Annotated in this window: 14 protein-coding genes and 1 tRNA gene; 7 read left to right on the top strand and 8 right to left on the bottom strand. The window is 54.6% G+C overall.

Going from position 1 to position 17348, the window contains the following annotated elements; all coding sequences use genetic code 11:
• Positions 1-6: 6 nt before the first annotated feature.
• Positions 7-83: transfer RNA gene (locus AUQ43_RS01270), tRNA-Met, on the top strand.
• A gap of 391 nt (positions 84-474) precedes the next feature.
• A complete protein-coding gene (locus AUQ43_RS01275; protein ID WP_062953824.1) occupies positions 475-882 on the top strand; it encodes a RidA family protein in 408 nt (135 codons plus the stop codon).
• A 107-nt stretch (positions 883-989) separates the two neighbouring features.
• Here the strand turns inward: AUQ43_RS01275 and AUQ43_RS01280 are convergent, their stop codons facing one another.
• The 4 genes from AUQ43_RS01280 to AUQ43_RS01295 form a co-directional block, all read right to left on the bottom strand.
• Positions 990-3551: an FAD-dependent oxidoreductase gene (locus AUQ43_RS01280; protein WP_062953825.1), complete on the bottom strand. Its 2562-nt coding sequence runs from the start codon at positions 3549-3551 to the stop codon at positions 990-992.
• Positions 3552-3646: 95 nt separating this feature from the next.
• The gene (gene purU, locus AUQ43_RS01285) at positions 3647-4504 is read right to left on the bottom strand and encodes a formyltetrahydrofolate deformylase (protein WP_062953826.1); all 858 of its coding nucleotides are present in this window, start codon (positions 4502-4504) and stop codon (positions 3647-3649) included.
• 33 nt (positions 4505-4537) lie between these two features.
• Positions 4538-5473, bottom strand: coding sequence for an electron transfer flavoprotein subunit alpha/FixB family protein (locus tag AUQ43_RS01290; protein WP_062953827.1), 936 nt, complete (start codon positions 5471-5473; stop codon positions 4538-4540).
• A gap of 20 nt (positions 5474-5493) precedes the next feature.
• Positions 5494-6243, bottom strand: a complete 750-nt coding sequence (locus tag AUQ43_RS01295) for an electron transfer flavoprotein subunit beta/FixA family protein (RefSeq protein WP_062953899.1) — start codon at positions 6241-6243, stop codon at positions 5494-5496.
• A gap of 413 nt (positions 6244-6656) precedes the next feature.
• Here AUQ43_RS01295 and AUQ43_RS01300 point away from each other — a divergent pair, with 413 nt between their 5' ends.
• The gene (locus AUQ43_RS01300) at positions 6657-7706 is read left to right on the top strand and encodes a GlxA family transcriptional regulator (RefSeq protein ID WP_062953828.1); all 1050 of its coding nucleotides are present in this window, start codon (positions 6657-6659) and stop codon (positions 7704-7706) included.
• Between the two features lie 67 nt (positions 7707-7773).
• On the opposite strand, the gene AUQ43_RS01305 is transcribed toward AUQ43_RS01300, so the two are convergent.
• The 3 genes from AUQ43_RS01305 to AUQ43_RS20030 all read right to left on the bottom strand — a co-directional run bounded on the left by AUQ43_RS01305 (position 7774) and on the right by AUQ43_RS20030 (position 11741).
• Positions 7774-8907, bottom strand: a complete 1134-nt coding sequence (locus AUQ43_RS01305; protein ID WP_062953829.1) for a hybrid-cluster NAD(P)-dependent oxidoreductase — start codon at positions 8905-8907, stop codon at positions 7774-7776.
• Positions 8904-10175 (bottom strand): SRPBCC family protein, encoded by a 1272-nt coding sequence (locus AUQ43_RS01310; RefSeq protein WP_062953830.1) that lies wholly within the window; start codon positions 10173-10175, stop codon positions 8904-8906. Before AUQ43_RS01310 ends, AUQ43_RS01305 begins: the two co-directional genes overlap by 4 nt.
• A gap of 738 nt (positions 10176-10913) precedes the next feature.
• Positions 10914-11741, bottom strand: a complete 828-nt coding sequence (locus tag AUQ43_RS20030) for a VOC family protein (RefSeq protein ID WP_084271941.1) — start codon at positions 11739-11741, stop codon at positions 10914-10916.
• Positions 11742-11856: 115 nt separating this feature from the next.
• Between AUQ43_RS20030 and AUQ43_RS01325 the strand changes: the two genes are divergently transcribed.
• The gene (locus AUQ43_RS01325) at positions 11857-12765 is read left to right on the top strand and encodes a LysR family transcriptional regulator (RefSeq protein ID WP_062953832.1); all 909 of its coding nucleotides are present in this window, start codon (positions 11857-11859) and stop codon (positions 12763-12765) included.
• Positions 12766-12909: 144 nt separating this feature from the next.
• The gene (locus AUQ43_RS01330; RefSeq protein WP_062953833.1) at positions 12910-13842 is read left to right on the top strand and encodes an L-lactate dehydrogenase; all 933 of its coding nucleotides are present in this window, start codon (positions 12910-12912) and stop codon (positions 13840-13842) included.
• Between the two features lie 10 nt (positions 13843-13852).
• Here the strand turns inward: AUQ43_RS01330 and AUQ43_RS01335 are convergent, their stop codons facing one another.
• The gene (locus AUQ43_RS01335) at positions 13853-14842 is read right to left on the bottom strand and encodes a GlxA family transcriptional regulator (RefSeq protein WP_062953834.1); all 990 of its coding nucleotides are present in this window, start codon (positions 14840-14842) and stop codon (positions 13853-13855) included.
• Between AUQ43_RS01335 and AUQ43_RS01340 the strand changes: the two genes are divergently transcribed.
• Complete coding sequence (locus tag AUQ43_RS01340) at positions 14841-15848, top strand: 3-keto-5-aminohexanoate cleavage protein (RefSeq protein WP_232310549.1); 1008 nt, start codon at positions 14841-14843, stop codon at positions 15846-15848. The genes AUQ43_RS01335 and AUQ43_RS01340 overlap by 2 nt on opposite strands.
• A complete protein-coding gene (locus AUQ43_RS01345) occupies positions 15848-17299 on the top strand; it encodes a carnitine 3-dehydrogenase (protein WP_062953835.1) in 1452 nt (483 codons plus the stop codon). The genes AUQ43_RS01340 and AUQ43_RS01345 overlap by 1 nt, the downstream gene beginning before the upstream one ends.
• Positions 17300-17348: the final 49 nt, after the last annotated feature.

The raw sequence follows: 17348 nt of genomic DNA on the forward strand, positions 1-17348 counted from the left end.
CACTGACGCGGGGTGGAGCAGCCCGGTAGCTCGTCAGGCTCATAACCTGAAGGTCGCAGGTTCAAATCCTGCCCCCGCAACCAACATTAATAAAGCTCGCCCTTGTGGCGGGCTTTTTTAATGTTTGATTGCCGGGTGCATACGGATGGGAACATCGCAAACAGGCCAAAGCCTGTTTGCAGGTTCTTTGCGAAGGCCAAAGGCCGGAGCTGAGCGAGCAAAGCGAGCGCTAATCCTGGCCCCGTAACTTTATCCCAGTCCAAATTCCCGCTCTAATGAGTCCAATTCACTATTCCAAGACAAACCAGTGGGCTAATCACTGTTGCAGATTTTCGCTACGGTCATCTACTAAAGGTGACAACGTATTTTAGGACGTCACAGCTAAGATACAGTTTGTCATTGAACCTGTGATTTGGAAACACGACCCTTTCGGGATCACGTTTGAACCGAGCTACAAAGCGGGATGAGCATAAAATGAGGACATCGAGAATAAATCCACCCAGCCTGTTTGACAGTCGCGCATTAGGATTTTCCCAGGTCGTCGTGAAAAAAGGCAGCGGAAAATCCATCCACGTGTCAGGACAAGTGGCATGGAACGCGGACAGGGAAATTACTGGCGAGGGCGACCTCTATAAACAAGTTCTTCAGAGCTTGAGGAACCTTGAAACTGCTCTGCAACATGCGTCTGCGGCTCTGACTGACGTTGTGGCACTCCGAATTTATATCAAGGAAAGCCACATTGATGACAGCGCTGCCATAAGTCGGGGCCTGATCGAGGTCTTTGGTGAGGAGCTACCGTGTGCAACCTGGATAGGTGTGCCGAGATTGGCACGTGAGGAGTTTCTCGTCGAGATTGAACCGACGGTCGTTGTCGCAGAATGATCGCGATTTACCGAAAGGTTAGCGATTGTTCCTGTTAGGTCACCAACACAACAACCCCGCAAATGGCGGGGTTGTTGTGTTTTAAGTATCTGACCAACTGTGGCGCCTTAGCTGCGTGGCTTGAGGTTTTCCGGGTCGTAGATCGGTTTGTAGCCGATGCCATAGACTTCGACCGGGTAAATCTCGTCCATATAGGACACAGTCAGTTTGCGACCTTCCTGACAGTAGTCCCATGGCAGGTAAGCAAGGGCGATGTTTTTGCCAACACTCGGGCCAAAGGCGATCGAGGTGGTGTAGGAACGACGCCCCAGCTCATCAATCAGGGTCTTGCCCGTTTCCGGATCCATCACCGGCAGGCTTCCGACCGGGTAGCGGGCGACACCGTTGGCATCGACATTGTCGGTCATGATAAGCGTGCAGAGCATTGCCGGTTGATGATCGCGTTCGCGGTATTCAACATGCTTTGCCTTGCCGCGGAAGTCGGCTTCCTTGACCTTCGGGCGGGCCAAATCGGCTTCCAACAGGTTGTACTGGGTGTGCAGATCAGCGTTCTGCAGGCGCAGTGACTTTTCCAGTCGGCGCGAGTTGGCATAGGTTTCAACACCAACCGCCAAAACGCCGATACCCCGCAGCGCATCCCAGACAGCAAGGCCGTCTTCGTAGCGCATGTGAAGTTCCCAGCCCTGTTCGCCGACATAGGAAATGCGGAAGGCCGAAACGGTCTTGCCGGCAATCTTGATCTGACGGATGGCGGCAAACGGGAAGTTTTCAAGGTTCAGAGCTTCTGGATCTTCGACAACCTTTTTGAGGTTCTCACGCGCGTTCGGCCCCCAGATACCGATGGTGGTGTAGTCTTCGGTCACATCGGTGATCGTGACGTCCCAGCCTTTATCCTGAGCCATGCGGCGCATATAGGTCAGGTCGCGCGGGCCGGCATCGGCACCATTGACCAGACGGCAGCGGTCTTCCATGCGGAAGACGGTGAAGTCAGCACGGACCATGCCTTCGTCATCAAGCATATGGGTATAGATACCCTTGCCGATATTGGCATCACCACCGATCTTGGCGGCACAAAGCCATTCCATCAGTTCGACATGGTCGGGGCCTGAAATGTCGGTCATGTGGAAGTGCGACAGGTTGATGATGCCGCAATCGTCACTCATGGCCAGCTGTTCGGCGTTCGACACACGCCAGAAGTGGCGGTTGTCCCATTCATTTTCACGAACGGGCACACGATCTGCGTATTTTTCCAGAAGGTGCTCGTTGGCGGCATAGCCATGGGCACGTTCCCAGCCGCCGAGCTCCATGAAGTAGCCGCCCAGTTCGACTTCGCGATCGTAGAACGGTGAACGGCGAATGCCACGGGCATTGGCGAACGGCTCGCGCGGGTGGACCGGCGGGTTGTAGATCTTTTTCGCCGTCTCATAGCAACGGTCATGGATATACTGTTCGTTCAGCTGGAACTTGTTAAAGCGCGAGAAATCGACGGATGCATGGTCAACATGGGTGCGGCCATGGGTCATCCAGTCAGCAATCAGTTTGCCCATGCCCGGGCCGTCTTTGATCCAGATGCCAACAGCGTACCAAAGGCCGCGCAGGTTCTGGCTTTCCCCCATGGACGGACCCCCGTCAGCAGAGGACTGCAACAGGCCGTTGAACGAGTGGCTTTCGTTAAAGCCAAGCTCGGTCAGGATCGGGGTCAGTTGCATGGCGCGCTCAAGCGGCTCGATCACGTCTTCGAGCTCGAGGTCGCGCTGGGACGGGGACAGGCGCGCCTGATCCTTTTCAAGGATGTCGCGCGGATGGACCAGACGCGGGTTTTCCTCATAGTAGTAACCCCATTCGATCTGGCCGCCCTCGGTGCTTTTGGGATCGCCCGTGTCGCGCATATAGGCCGAGTTGCCCTGATCACGGAGCAACGGGTAACCGATTTCAACACCCGTGCCTTCGAACTCGTTATACGGTCCGAAGAATGTCAGCGGATGGTCGACCGGCATTACGGGAAGGTCTTCACCCGCCATTTCAGCAATCAAACGGCCCCACAGACCGGCACAGACAACAACATAGTCCGCATGGACCGTGCCGCGTTCGGTGACGACACCCTTGATGCGGCCATCTTCGGTGATGAGCTCCAGGGCGGAGGTGTTGGCAAAGATCTTGAGCTTGCCGGTTGCTTCGGCCTGATCGATCAATTTGCCGGCAACGGTCTGGGAGCGCGGGGTGACGAGACCGGCATCCGGGTCCCACATCGCACCCTGGATCTGGTCTTCTTCGAGAAGCGGGAATTTTTCCTTGGCCTCGGCTGCCGAGATCATTTTGACGTTGGTGCCAAATGCCTTGCCGGAATCAACGCGGCGCTTGAGTTCGCCCATGCGTTCGTCATCACCGACACGTGCAACTTCCAGACCGCCGATGCGCGCGTAATGGCCCATCTTTTCATAGAAGTCCATGGAATACATGGTGGTCCAAGTGGTCAGCAGGTCGTGGCTGGTGGCATAGCAGAAGTCCGATGCGTGTGCGGTCGAGCCGATATCAGTCGGGATGCCCGATTTATCGATGCCGACAATATCATCCCAGCCATTTTCAATCAGGTGATGTGCCACCGAGGAGCCAACAATACCGCCGAGACCGACGATGACAACTTTGGCCTTGCTTGGAAATGTGCTCATTTCTCTCAATCCTTCTTTCCGAGATGTTTGTCAGTGCTCGGCATGGCGAAAACGCGTCAGGGACCGGTCAAAGCCGGCCCCCTTGCAGGAGTTTACTATAAAGTGAAGACAACCGTTCGGTGATCGTTGAGCATCACCCGGCCTTCAAGATGGTATTTGACCGCGCGGGCGAGAACCCTTGATTCGATATCGCGGCCCGCCGCGACGAAGTCTTCCGCCGACATGGCGTGGTTCACGCGTTCGGTTTCCTGTTCAATGATCGGGCCTTCATCCAGATCCGGTGTGACATAGTGTGCGGTCGCACCGATCAGTTTTACGCCACGCTCATAAGCCTGATGATACGGCTTTGCCCCCTTAAAGGATGGCAGGAACGAGTGGTGAATGTTGATGATCATGCCATAGAACTGGCTGGAAAGCTCGTTGGTCAGGACCTGCATGTAACGGGCAAGGACCACCAGTTCTGACTTGGTTTCCTTGATCAGGTCCGCAAGCTTGGCTTCCTGTTCAGCCTTGTTTTCCTTGTTCACCGGCCAGTGATAGAATGGGATGCCTTCCTGATCGGCAACTTTGCGGGCGTCTTCGTGGTTGGAAACGATGGCCGCAACTTCGGCATCGAGCCAGCCCACCTTGATTTGGTAAAGAAGGTGCAGCATCGCATGGTCGAATTTCGAAACCATGATGATGATTCTCGGACGGCGTGCAACTTCATCAATCTTGAGCTTCAGGTTAAAGCGATCAACAGCCGGGTTCAGCGACAGGGCAATGGATTCCTTGTCGATATCTGACGGTGTGATGACCGCAACACGCAGGAAGAATTTGTTGGTGTGGCGGTCCCAGAACTGGTTGGACTCGGCGATATTGGCGCCGCGCGTGGCCAGAGCAGAGGTAACGGTCGCAACGATGCCCGGCTGATCGTCGCAGGCAATACGCAGGATATATGAGGTATCGTTCACTGGTTTGGTTCCGTTTCGATTTCTCTGGTGAGCTTAAAGCTGGTTTTCCAGCTGCGGCAGAATGTCAAACAGATCACCGACAATGCCATAATCCGCGACCTGGAAGATTGGTGCTTCTTCATCTGTATTGATGGCAACGATGATCTTGGAATCCTTCATGCCTGCCAGATGCTGGATCGCACCGGAAATGCCACATGCGATATATAGGTCCGGGGCAACAACTTTACCCGTTTGACCGACCTGAAGATCATTTGGCGCGTAGCCGGCATCAACAGCTGCGCGCGACGCCCCCACAGCCGCACCAAGCTTGTCAGCCAGCGGCGTGATGACGGATTTGAACTTTTCTTCCGACCCAAGCGCACGACCACCGGAAACAATAATCTTGGCGGAACCGAGTTCCGGACGATCATTTTCCGACAGAATGTTTTCAAGGAAGGAAGATTTCCCGTTATTGGTGCTTCCGGCATCAATCGATTTGATTTCGGCAACGCTGTCGCCTGCTTCGACCGCGCCGAAGCTTGAGGTACGGATGGTCAAGACTTTCTTCGCATCGGTGCTTTGAACAACTTCGATGGCGTTACCGGCATAGATCGGGCGTTTGAAGGTATCGGCATCGACAACTTCCATCACCTCGGAAACCTGCATGACATCGAGCAGGGCGGCAACGCGCGGCAGGATGTTCTTGCCGTTTGCGGTTGCAGCAGCAACGATGGTGTCATAATCGCCGGCAAGCGAGACGATCAGGTTTGCAGCATTTTCAGCAAGATGGTTTGCCAGTGCGTCGTCTTCGGCAACCAGAACACCACGAACACCCGGAAGCTTGGATGCCTGTTCGGCAACGGCACTAACACCGGCACCTGCGACCAGAATATCAACATCACCGCCGATCTGGGCGGCAGCACTCAGGGCCTTTGCAGTCTGTTCAGACAGAGTGGCATTATCGTGTTCGGCAAAAAGAAGAATAGCCATGTTTTCAATCTCCGCCTGGGTCAGATGACGCCAGCTTCATTCTTGAGTTTGTCGGTAAGTTCAGCAACGTCGGCAACCCTGATGCCCGCCTGTCGTTGTGCGGGTTCTTCAACCCGGATCACACGCAAACGCGAAGCAACGGTTACGCCGAAGTCGGCGGCGGTTTTGGTATCAAGCGGCTTTTTCTTGGCTTTCATGATGTTTGGAAGCGACGCATAGCGCGGTTCATTCAAACGCAAATCGGCCGTGACAATTGCCGGCAGACTGACGCTGAGGGCCTGAAGGCCGCCATCCACCTCGCGGGTGACTTTTGCATGGTCTGCCGAGAGTTCGAGCTTGGAGGCAAAGGTTGCCTGTGACCATCCGAGCAGGGCCGAGAGCATCTGGCCGGTCTGGTTGGCGTCATCATCAATTGCCTGTTTGCCAAGAATGACAAGGCCGGGTTCCTCGGCTTCAACAACGCCCTTGAGGATTTTTGCGACATCAAGCGGTTCTACCGGACCATCGACCGTGATCAGGATGGCGCGATCTGCACCCATGGCAAGGGCGGTACGCAAGGTTTCCTGTGCCTGTGCCGGGCCAATCGAGACAGCGACGATTTCGTCAGCCTGACCTGCTTCCTTAAGACGGATAGCTTCCTCGACAGCGATTTCGTCGAAGGGGTTCATCGACATTTTGACATTGGCAAGGTCAACACCGGAACCATCCGCCTTGACGCGGATTTTCACGTTGTAGTCGACGACCCGTTTAACAGGTACGAGAACCTTCATCATTTCCCTCTCTGACGAAATCCGGATCAGATTTGGCTGGTCCGGGGTGGTCGCTGGCAAAAGCGACCCGATTTAAGTTTCAAAGACTGGAAGCGTTACGTGATGTGACACTACCGGAGGCGACATTTAACTTGGTGCAATTCGGGATGCCGATTTCCGGGAACGGGACAATTGCTACACATTTTCGGACAACCTTCGGGGCGCGAATGTACTGTTTGCCGATTTTGGCATCTTCATCGCAATCCGATTGTTGATTCTTCCCAGACCCTGTGTTTCTCTTGCTTCCCCGATATACCCTTCGGTATCATGAAAATTAATCTGGCGACTTTTTGCGCCAAAAAATAGAATGTTTGCGTCAAAGTGAGATTACCGCTACGACAAACCTGACAACCTTGCCTGTATCGGAGGAACCGATGCTCAAGAAGACTGATTCCCGTGCCCAGCCCGCACCGCGTTTGAACGTCGGTTTTATCCTTGCAAAGCGCTTTACGCTGTGTGCTTTTGCGAACTTTGTCGATGTCTTGCGGCTTGCCGCGGATGAGGGTGATCGAAGTCGTCCGATCTTGTGCAAATGGACGGTTCTGTCCGATACGATGGACCCGATCACATCAAGTAGTGGTATTGCGGTACATCCGAAGGAACGGTTGGGAGATCCGCGGCGCTTTAATTATATCGTGGTTGTCGGCGGTCTGATGGATGACGCTGAAAAGCTCAACCCCGCCTACCAGAAATTTTTGCATGAAGCCGCCGCCGCCGGGGTGCCGCTTGTCGGTGTTTGCACCGGGGTTTTCATGTTGCATGAGGCGGGTCTGCTTGACGGATATCGCTGCTGTGTCAGCTGGTTCCACCATTCCGAAGTCGTCGAGCAATTCGAAGGACTTGATCCGGTTACCGAGCAAATTTTTGTCGTGGACCGTGACCGGTTGACCTGTTCGGGCGGGGTGAGTTCGGCGCATCTGGCAGCCTATTTGGTCGACAAGCATGTTGGCCGGGCACAGGCCAATAAAAGCCTGCATATCATGATCATCGATGATGCGCTTCAGGCCGAAAAGCCGCAGCCGGGGATTCCACTGGATCTGAAGACCCAGGACCAGATTGTGCAGCGTGCGCTTTTGATCATGCAGCAGAATATCGACATGCCGATTTCGGTTCAGGAAATTGCCCGCCGCATGGGCAACAGCAAGCGCCAAATCGAACGGCATTTCAGGTTGGCGCTTGATACGTCGCCACAGGTGGCGTTCCTGAATATCCGCCTTGATCTGGCCCAGCACCTGATCGAGAAAAGCGACAAGTCCGTCGCCCAGATTGCGGTTGATTGCGGCTTTTGCGATTCGTCACATCTTAGCCGTATGTTCCGGCGTCGCTATGGCTGCACGCCACAGGCCTTGCGGCGACCGATCCCTGATTCGCTTGCGACCAGTGCCATGGTCGAAGAAGCGCCTCAACTTGACGCCCCCGCATAAAGAAAAGCCCCGCTCACATTTGATCGTGAGCAGGGCTTTTAAAATCTTGTCGCGATTTCAGGCGAACCTAGAGTTCGACCTCGACATCAGACAGCGGGGTCGAGCAGCAAATCAGGATCTTGCCCTGGTCGATTTCGCGTTGGCGAATGCCGCCGCCATGTTGCATGTCAACTTCGCCCGAATTCAGTTTGGACTTGCAGGTGCCGCAAATGCCGCGCTGACAGGATGACATCGGCAGCAGGCCAGCTTCTTTGGCGGCTGACAGGATGGTCATCCCCGGATTGCATTCAACAACATGGCCGCTTTTAATAAAGCTGACCCGGAATTTCTGGTCGCTGATTTCCGGTGCAACGGATTCATGTTCTTCGAGGGTGCCAGCGGTTTCGGCGCCGAAATCGAAGCTTTCCTCGTAGTATTTTTCCATGTCAAAGCCAGCTTCGCAAAGCATGTTGCGCACGCCCTCCATGAAGCGGGCCGGGCCACAACAGAAGACCTTGCGGTCCTTGAAGTCAGGCGACATCAGCGACAGCATCGGCAGGCTCAGACGACCAGTGTAACCGGTCCAGCGATGACTTGCCGACGTGCTGTCACAGGTCATTGAAACCTTAAGTCCCGGATTCTGCGACGCCAGCAATGCCAGTTCATCGCGGAAGATCAGGTCGGACGGGGTCCGTGCCGCATGCACGAAATGCAGGTCGGTTGGTTCCGACAGGTCACAGGCCGTCCGCGTCATCGACATCATCGGCGTGATGCCGCTGCCTGCGGAAATGAACAGCAATTTCTGATCTGCTGTTGCATCGGTCGTGAAGTCACCGGCAGGTCCGGTCACATTCACTTCTTTGCCCGGGACCATATAGTCATGCAGCCAGTTTGAGCCCGGTCCGCCCGGAACACGTTTGACCGTGATTTCCACGCGGTATGGGCGTGCTGCCGATGCCGAGATCGTATAGCTGCGCGTGACCATGCCTTCGACCGGTAGTTCGAAGGTCATGAATTGACCAGGGTAGAAGCGGAATGCACGCGGCTCACGCGCGGAAAACACAAAGGTTTTCACGTCGTGGGTTTCCTGACGAACTTGCCGACAAACAAGGACATCGTCATGCTCCGGGTCCCACAAGGGGACCCGGTTGACTTCGGTCACGATTTCTTCGACGGGCTGGTCTTTACCCTTCGCGTCCTCGTTCGGGTTCTTCTCATTCATTCTGCGGCAATCCCGGCTTTAGTCGTTGCGTAGTGGTCTTCCAGGCGTTTGATGTACCAGTCACAGAACGCCTCAACATGCGGTTCGGTGAACTGGGAGTACGGGCCCGGTTCGTATGCAGGCTGCTCACTGCCAATCTGGGCCAAGCGCACAAGATCGGCGTCCTGCTGATTGGTCATGTTCCACACATGGGTGAGGTTATCAAGGTTGTAGTCCTCGTTCTCATGCGCGTCCTTGTGAACCAGCCATGTGGTCCGGACCAGCGTTCTGGTCGGCGACAGCGGCAGAACGCTGAAGGTCACGATATGGTCGGCCATGAAGTGGTGCCAGGAGTTCGGGTGCGTCCAGAAACTCAGACCGCCAAGTTTGGCATCGGTGAAGTTGCCCAGCAGTTTCTTTGATGCCGATTTCGTATCAAGTGTGTGTGACTCACCTTCGCGCATCAGCGGCAGGCGCATGGTGCGGAAACCGGTGATGTTTGAAAGGTGATCCTGTTCGGCAGATGGCAGGCCGCAGGCTTCCCAACGGGCATGATCGTTGGCGATGGTGTCTGAATATTTTGCAACGTCTTCGGAACGACGTTGATCCAGTTCATCGGGCGAGAAGCCAAAACCGAATTCCGAAAGTGGCACGGTCAGTTGCGGGTGGTTGCCTTCGCAGTGATAGCACTCGCGGTTGTTTTCCATGGTCAGCTTCCAGTTTCCTTCCTCGATCAGTTCGGAAACATGGGCGACCTTGCAGTTCGCGATGTCATGCGGCGCAAGATAGGGTTCCATTATCTTGGCCATTTCCTCGATATCAGCCGGGGCCTCCTTGGCCAGGCAGATAAAGATCAGGCCCGCGATGGAACGGACGTGAACGGTCTTGAGGCCATGACAGCTTTTGTCAAAGCCCGATCCCATGTGTTCGGCAAGGATGAGGTCGCCATCCTCGTTATAGGTCCAACCATGATAGCGGCAGACGATGTTGCCAATCGTCGTCTGGCGTTCGTCAATCAGCTTGGCGCCGCGATGACGGCAAACGTTATGGAATGCACGGATGCCCATGTCGTCGCCACGCAGGATCAGGATGGATGCACCGCCAATCTCGACTGTGATGCAATCGCCCGGCTCGGGAAGTTCCGGTTCAACACCAACAAAGATCCAGTTCTGCCCAAAAATGACATCAAGATCGAGATCCAGAATTTCCTGGGCACTATAGAAGGGTGCTTCGAGACTTTTGAATTTCTCGCGGCGGGCAACAAGTTTTTGTATGTCAGAAGAATGCATGGTCGGATACCTCGGCTTCTCTCAATGGTATCTGGATGGAATCCTGTGCAGGGCTAGCCGTTTGCATCAGGGCGTAAGCATATCACCGAACGTAATGGTCGGTGTACAAACATTTGAAACCGGTTGTTTCCGGTTTCTGGCTTATTTCCTGGACGTCTTCGGTGGATATCTGCGCGCGAGAGAGTTGGTATAGCCGAGGTAGCTGGCAGTTTTGCGTCCGTATTTGCGTCCGTACATCACGCGATGACGTCAAACGCAGCAATCCAGTTCCCGCAACGCGATGGTTGCCGTCACGATTGGTATTCGCATCCAAAAGCGAATACGAACAGTGGTTCACGTACGATGTACGTGCTGGATGGCGGGCTGTCAGTTGCACCCAAAGTCTCCCTCTTCTCCGCCGGCAGGTAACCTGCTCTTTGGCACGCCCACGGCATAGAGTGAGCGATCAGAAAATCTATTTCGGAATGTGGGTGCTAAGGGAGAAAAGTTAAGTCAATTGGGCAGTAGTTTTGCGACGTAGCGATATTGTGACCGCTTTCAAAGGCGTATCTGTACCGGGGAATCTATAAATTCGTGCAAAATCAGAGAAAATATCATGCTTGTCGGTGGCAGATGACAAGCCCGAAACATGACGGAACACATGCGCCCGAGCCAGAGGACGAATCAAAATCAACGGGCAAGGATGCCCACCCGCCCGTTGACTGTTTCCACATCACTGTACCCAGGGGAATTTCAGGTTCACAGCTTTGAGATATCCGCGAACACAAGATAGTCAGCGATCAGGTTGTCCCTGAAAACAAGTGTTGTTGAAAAAACAGCTGAATGTTCACTGCCATCAAGGCGGACATAGTGCACAGAGCCGTTGCAAATGGTCGCGTTCCCGTCAGTGTAAACAGTATCAATCTGGTGGGACATGCTGGCGATACCGTCAAAAAAAGACTGGTTGGCAGAAAGAACGTTGTCCTTGCCGATGACAGGCGCATGATTGCCGATGCGAAAGCGGATATCATCTGCAAGGTGGCGGCCTAGCTCGGTCACGTCTTTTTGGTCAACGGCATTGCGGTAAAGGTCTCTTACAAAGGTCTCGCCGGTCATTTTCCTGTCCTCCTTAAGTGCGGTACCAACACGGACAATGCCCGAGGTTTCGCCGCCATACATGTTCCGCTCCGATACGTCGTCGCTGAAATATTCGATGAACTCGAATTCAAACCCGGCGGGGTCGGTGAAATAGATGGTTTTCCGATGAGGATGATCGGCGCCGATTGTTCCGATGACATAGCCCTTTTCCGTCAAACGGCGGGTAATCCCATCCACATCGTCAACAGAAAACCCAAGATGCGCGAGGCCGGGATTGTTACTTGTCAGGTCGCGGTTGGGTGCGTCATCGCCGCTGTTCAGGGTGATGTATTGGCCATCCGTACCAACATGCAGCCATTTGCGTTTCTGACCGTACCAGTCGCCTTCTCCTTCGCCGCGTACCTTCCAGTCGGGAAATGCGGTTTGAATGAAGTCGAGTGTCGCATTGATGTCTTTGACGACCAGGTTGACGTGTTCCAGATAAAACATTGCGTATGTCCTGTTCCATTTACGGGATGACGATACGGTATGCTGTTTCCCAAATTTCGATAATCATGTTATTTAGAAAGTAATTGTTGAGATAAACTCAACATGATGAGGGGTGATGAAGGACATAAACGCGACATCCATCTTTGCGGCAGTGGTTGAAGTCGGAAGCTTTTCCGGGGCTGCCGAAAGACTTGGTGTGACCAAATCGGCGGTTAGCAAACGCGTTACTGCGCTTGAATCCCGTCTTGGGGTTAAGTTGCTTAGCCGAACCACGCGCAAACTAAGCCTGACAGAGGCCGGACAGCGATATTTTGTTCATGTTCAGGAAGCTTTGCGCGCAATTGATGACGCGGAATTTGCCGCGACAGAGCTGCAGCAAGTTCCGCAAGGAACGCTTCGGGTCAGTGCACCAATGTCTTTTGGTCGATTGCATGTTGCGCCTGTCATTCCGGAGTTTCTGGCGACATACCCCCAGATCAAGGTGCAAATGGATTTGAGTGACCTGTCACACGACATTGTCGCAGGGGGATATGATATTGCCCTGAAAACCGGGGAGCTCCGCGAGACGTCACTTGTCGCCCGAAAGCTGGCACCGCTAAACAGCGTTCTGTGTGCATCTCCTGCATATATCGAGCAATACGGCGCGCCATTATCGCCAGACGAACTGACACGTCATAACTGCCTGCTCTACAGCTATCACACCACGGTGAATGAATGGGTGTTCATAAAGGACGGTGATGAAACCCGGATTGAGGTTTCCGGCAGCTATCAAGTCAATAACAGTGAAGCGCTGCGCGAAGCCATCGTCCAAGGTGCCGGTATCGGTCGGATACCAACATTCATTGCAGGAGAGGATATCAAGGCTGGTCGACTTGTGCCGGTTTTGTCCGGTTATAAAATGCCGATAAAGGAAATATATGCGGTGTTCCCGGAACGCAGATATCTGCCCATGAAGGTGCGTGTCTTTATCGATTTTGTTGTCGATCATTTTGGCGGAAGCACACCGTATTGGGATCGTTACTAACCAATTTTTTGTCCTGTGCATGTCGCTTTTGGACTGCTTGATCCCGATTGCAATACAGCTGACATTGCCTTCCGCTCCTTTGACGTGACTTCCCCCGGATGGCATCATTTTGACGATCAAGCTCACAGAACGGATTTGCGGATCATGAAAGTCGGAATTGTTGGCGCCGGAATGGTAGGAAGTTCGGCGGGGTATGCGCTGGCTGTCATGGGACTGGCAAGTTCCGTGGTTCTCGTCGACCAGAACCACGATCTGGCTGTGGCACAGGCCGAAGATATCGCCCATGCGGTTCCGTTCATGTCATCCACCATTGTCGAGGCGGCCGACTATGGCGGGCTGGCCGGTGCATCAGTGATCATTCTTGCCGCCGGGGTAAGTCAAAAGCCCTGGGAAACCCGGCTGGCGTTGCTTGAACGAAACGCCGCCGTTTTCAAGGATGTGGTCGGCAAAGTTCTTTCGGTTGCGCCCGACGCAATCCTTCTGATTGCGTCCAATCCGGTCGATATCATGACCCAGATTACCCAGCGTATTTCGGGTCTGCCTGCAAATCGGGTGATTGGTTCGGGCACTATTCTTGATACCGCACGTTTCCGAAGCCTTTTGGGGCGGCATCTTGGGATATCACCACAATCGGTGCATGCCTATGTGCTTGGAGAACACGGCGATAGCGAGGTTCTTGCCTGGTCGAATGCCAAGGTCGGGTCGTTGTCGCTGGCTGAAATTGCTGCACAGGTCAGTGCGCCGATTACAGAGCATGTTCGGGCAACCATTGATGATGGTGTGCGCAATGCCGCTTACAAAATCATCAAGGGCAAGGGCGCGACCTATTACGGGATCGGGGCTGGACTGGCGCGGATCGTCAAGGCCATCGGCCAGGATCAGCATGACGTTCTGACCGTATCCTGCGTGACACCCGAAATCGTTGGCGTCGATGATGTGGCGCTTTCAATTCCGCGTGTGGTCGGCGCACAGGGGATTGAAACCGACCTGATGCCCGACCTGATCACGTCCGAGCGGGAAGGACTTGAAAAAAGCGCCCGGCTTTTGAAAGACAGCGTGGAATCGATCCGGTTATAGCTTGTCCTGATCAGGATGGTGTTGGCTTTGCCTGCCGTTTGCTGCGCATGGCACGCAAAGTGGTGCCAAAAGCCTGCACGTATGCCCGGCTAAGTGCTGCGTGGCTTTTGAACCCGGTTTGAAGGGCGATATCAGCCAGTTTCAAATCGGTTGACCGGGCCAGATCGCGCGCCCGGCCAAGTCGCAGCATCTGATAATACTTCCCTGGTGCCATTTGCAGATTGTCCTGAAAGGCACGATCAAGACTGCGCAATGAACATCCTGCATGTGCTGCGATGCTCTTGAGGGCAACCGGTGTTTCGATTGATGCGATCATTTCGACAACGGCCCGCCGGACATGTTCGGCACCGGGGCCATGCAAACGATCCGCCCCGCGCGCCGTGCGATCGGGATCAAGATGTGCCTGATGGCGGGCGTCATAAACAAACAGGTTGCTGACATCAAAGGCGACAGCAGGCCCGAATTGCCGGGCAAGAAGATGAAGCATCAGTTCCATCACGGTGGCGGCCCCGCCTGATGTGATCATTTTGCCATCTTCAACAAACCGGTCGGTCAAGACACTGACATCGGGGAATTGTTCGCGGAACTGATCAAGTTCCTGCCAGTGAATGGTTGCCGATTTTCCCGCCAGCATATTGCACGCTGCCAACAACCATGCCGCCGTATCCACACCAATTACAGCGCGCGCATGTTGCGCAGCATTTTGCAGGCGGGCACGGGTGCGCGAGGACAAATGATTGCGCATGCCATAGCCCGATATAACGACAAGATAATCAATTCGCGTGGCATCCGCGATGGCATTGAGTGCCGCCTTTGGGGTTATGACAAGATCACTTGAACTTGTCGCCGGGGAGCCGTCGATTGTGCAGATGTCCCAGCTGATTTCCGGCCCGTTGGGCAGACCCGCGGCCGCACGCAACGGTTCCAGCGCACTGGCCAGAACCAGATTGGAAAAGCCATCAAACAGGACAAAGACAAATCGTTGGGGTGTGCTTGGCATGATCAGAAAAGTAAATGACGGGATATGTAAAATCAATATCTTCAATCCGGATATTCTGACGGCAGAGAATGATTGCAAAAACAACGAGGCCATCATGCCGCTTTCGATGAACAAGGAAGTCTTTATCACCGCCGCCGTGACCGGATCGGGCGGCACACAGGATAAATCGCCGCACGTGCCGAGATCTCCGGAACAGATCGCAAACAGCGCGATTGACGCCGCCAAGGCCGGGGCGGCCGTGGTGCATTGCCATGTGCGTGATCCTGAAACCGGCGCACCGTCGCGCGATGGGAAACATTATCGCGAGCTGACCGAACGGGTGCGGGCAGCCGATGTCGATGTTGTCCTTAACCTGACCGCTGGCATGGGTGGTGATATCGTCTTTGGCTCTACCGAGGCACCGCTTCCGGTCAATGAAGCTGCAACCGACATGATCGGTGCGTCCGAGCGCATGGCGCATATCGCCGATTGCCTGCCCGAGATTTGCACCCTTGATTGCGGCACCATGAACTTCGCCGAGGCCGATTATGTCATGACCAATACGCCGGGCATGCTGCGCGCCATGGGGCAGATGATGACCGATCTTGGTGTCAAACCCGAGATCGAGGCATTTGATACCGGCCACTTGTGGTTTGCCAAACAATTGGTGGAAGAAGGTATTCTGAAAAGCCCGGCACTCGTTCAGCTTTGCATGGGCATTCCCTGGGGGGCGCCAAATGATCTCAATACCTTTATGGCAATGGTCAATAATGTGCCGTCTGACTGGGAATGGTCGGCCTTCTCCATCGGGCGGGATCAGATGCCCTATGTTGCGGCATCGGTTCTGGCCGGGGGCAATGTCCGGGTAGGTCTGGAAGACAATATCTATCTGTCGAAGGGCGTGCTTGCCACCAATGCCCAGCTGGTTGAACGCGCGGTTGGTATTGTTGAGGGCATGGGGGCCACGGTGATCGGCCCGGATGCAGTCCGCAAGAAACTTGGCCTGACCAAGCGGGAGCCGCGCTGATGGCTGATGCAATCAACAAAAAAGCTGCCATCATTGGCGGTGGTGTCATTGGTGGTGGCTGGGCTGCGCGGTTCTTGCTGAATGGCTGGGATGTTGCGGTTTTCGATCCAGATCCACAGGCGGAGCGCAAAATCAACGAGGTGCTGGCAAACGCACGTCGCAGTCTGCCAGCCCTTTATGATCGGGCCCTGCCAGAAGAAGGCACACTTACTTTCCATGACGATATGACAAAGGCTGTTGCCGAGGCGCAGTGGATTCAGGAAAGTGTCCCTGAACAGCTGGCGCTTAAGCACAAAATTCTTGCACAAATTCAGGCGCATGCACCCAAGGATTGCCTGATCGGGTCTTCGACATCGGGTTTCAAACCAAGCGAGCTACAGCAAGGCTCGATCAACCCCGGTCAGATCGTTGTCGCCCATCCGTTCAACCCGGTCTATTTGTTGCCGTTGATCGAAGTGGTGCCGTCAGTGGCAACTGACGCAGCGACGCTTGAAGCAGGTTGTGACGTGTTGCGGTCTGTCGGGCTGAAGCCACTTGTGGTCCGCAAGGAAATTGATGCGCATATTGCCGACCGTCTGCTTGAAGCGGTTTGGCGCGAGGGGCTGTGGCTTGTCCATGACGAGGTCGCCACGACCGAGGAAATTGATGACGCCATCCGGTATGGCTTTGGCCTGCGCTGGGCGCAGATGGGGTTGTTTGAGACCTATCGCATTGCGGGCGGTGAAGCCGGGATGGAGCATTTCATCGGCCAGTTCGGACCGGCCCTTAAATGGCCGTGGACGAAGCTGATGGATGTGCCGGAACTGACCCCGGAGCTGACCGCGCGTATTGCGCAGCAATCAGATGATCAGTCCGGTCATATGAGCATTCGTGACCTTGAACGTCTGCGCGATTACAACCTTGTTGGCATGATGCGCGCGCTTAAGAAATCGGGCAGTGGTGCAGGGGGCACGATCAATGATCATGAAGGGTCTTTGCCCGACCCGGCCCCGCTTGATGATCTTCCCGTGACCGGGGATCGCCAGATCCCGCAAAGCTGGACGGATTATAACGGGCATATGAACGAAGCCCATTATGTCGAGGTGAGTTCACAGGCAAGCGACCGCTTCATGGAAATGGTTGGCGCCGATGCCGACTACATCGCCAAGGGGGGCAGCTATTTCACGGTTGAAACCCATGTTTGCTATTTGCAGGAAGTCAGTGCCGGGGATCATATCCGCGTTACGACACAGCTGGTCAATGGCGCTGGCAAGAAGCTTCATCTTTTCCATCGTCTGATCAATGATGAGGGTGCGGTTGCGGCAACCATTGAGACCATGTTGCTGCATGTGGACCTTAAAACCCGTCGCACATCCGAACCTGGTGGCGTGGTGGCAATCAATCTTGCGGAAATGGCAAAACGCCATGAAGGCCTGCCGAAACCAGATCAGCTCGGCCGCGCAATCGGTTAGACGGAACACCTGATCTGGTTTCGGCGGAACCAGATCACAATAACCGTGC

This window comes from Thalassospira sp. MCCC 1A01148 (genome assembly GCF_001613795.1).
In the GTDB taxonomy this organism is placed as follows: domain Bacteria; phylum Pseudomonadota; class Alphaproteobacteria; order Rhodospirillales; family Thalassospiraceae; genus Thalassospira.

Coding starts and splice junctions, on each gene's coding strand:
- AUQ43_RS01275 (WP_062953824.1), top strand. CDS start 475: ATGAGGACATCGAGAATAAATCCACCCAGCCTGTTTGACAGTCGCGCA.
- AUQ43_RS01280 (WP_062953825.1), bottom strand. CDS start 3,551: ATGAGCACATTTCCAAGCAAGGCCAAAGTTGTCATCGTCGGTCTCGGC.
- AUQ43_RS01290 (WP_062953827.1), bottom strand. CDS start 5,473: ATGGCTATTCTTCTTTTTGCCGAACACGATAATGCCACTCTGTCTGAA.
- AUQ43_RS01295 (WP_062953899.1), bottom strand. CDS start 6,243: ATGAAGGTTCTCGTACCTGTTAAACGGGTCGTCGACTACAACGTGAAA.
- AUQ43_RS01300 (WP_062953828.1), top strand. CDS start 6,657: ATGCTCAAGAAGACTGATTCCCGTGCCCAGCCCGCACCGCGTTTGAAC.
- AUQ43_RS01305 (WP_062953829.1), bottom strand. CDS start 8,907: ATGAATGAGAAGAACCCGAACGAGGACGCGAAGGGTAAAGACCAGCCC.
- AUQ43_RS01310 (WP_062953830.1), bottom strand. CDS start 10,175: ATGCATTCTTCTGACATACAAAAACTTGTTGCCCGCCGCGAGAAATTC.
- AUQ43_RS20030 (WP_084271941.1), bottom strand. CDS start 11,741: ATGTTTTATCTGGAACACGTCAACCTGGTCGTCAAAGACATCAATGCG.
- AUQ43_RS01325 (WP_062953832.1), top strand. CDS start 11,857: ATGAAGGACATAAACGCGACATCCATCTTTGCGGCAGTGGTTGAAGTC.
- AUQ43_RS01330 (WP_062953833.1), top strand. CDS start 12,910: ATGAAAGTCGGAATTGTTGGCGCCGGAATGGTAGGAAGTTCGGCGGGG.
- AUQ43_RS01340 (WP_232310549.1), top strand. CDS start 14,841: ATGATCAGAAAAGTAAATGACGGGATATGTAAAATCAATATCTTCAAT.
- AUQ43_RS01335 (WP_062953834.1), bottom strand. CDS start 14,842: ATGCCAAGCACACCCCAACGATTTGTCTTTGTCCTGTTTGATGGCTTT.
- AUQ43_RS01345 (WP_062953835.1), top strand. CDS start 15,848: ATGGCTGATGCAATCAACAAAAAAGCTGCCATCATTGGCGGTGGTGTC.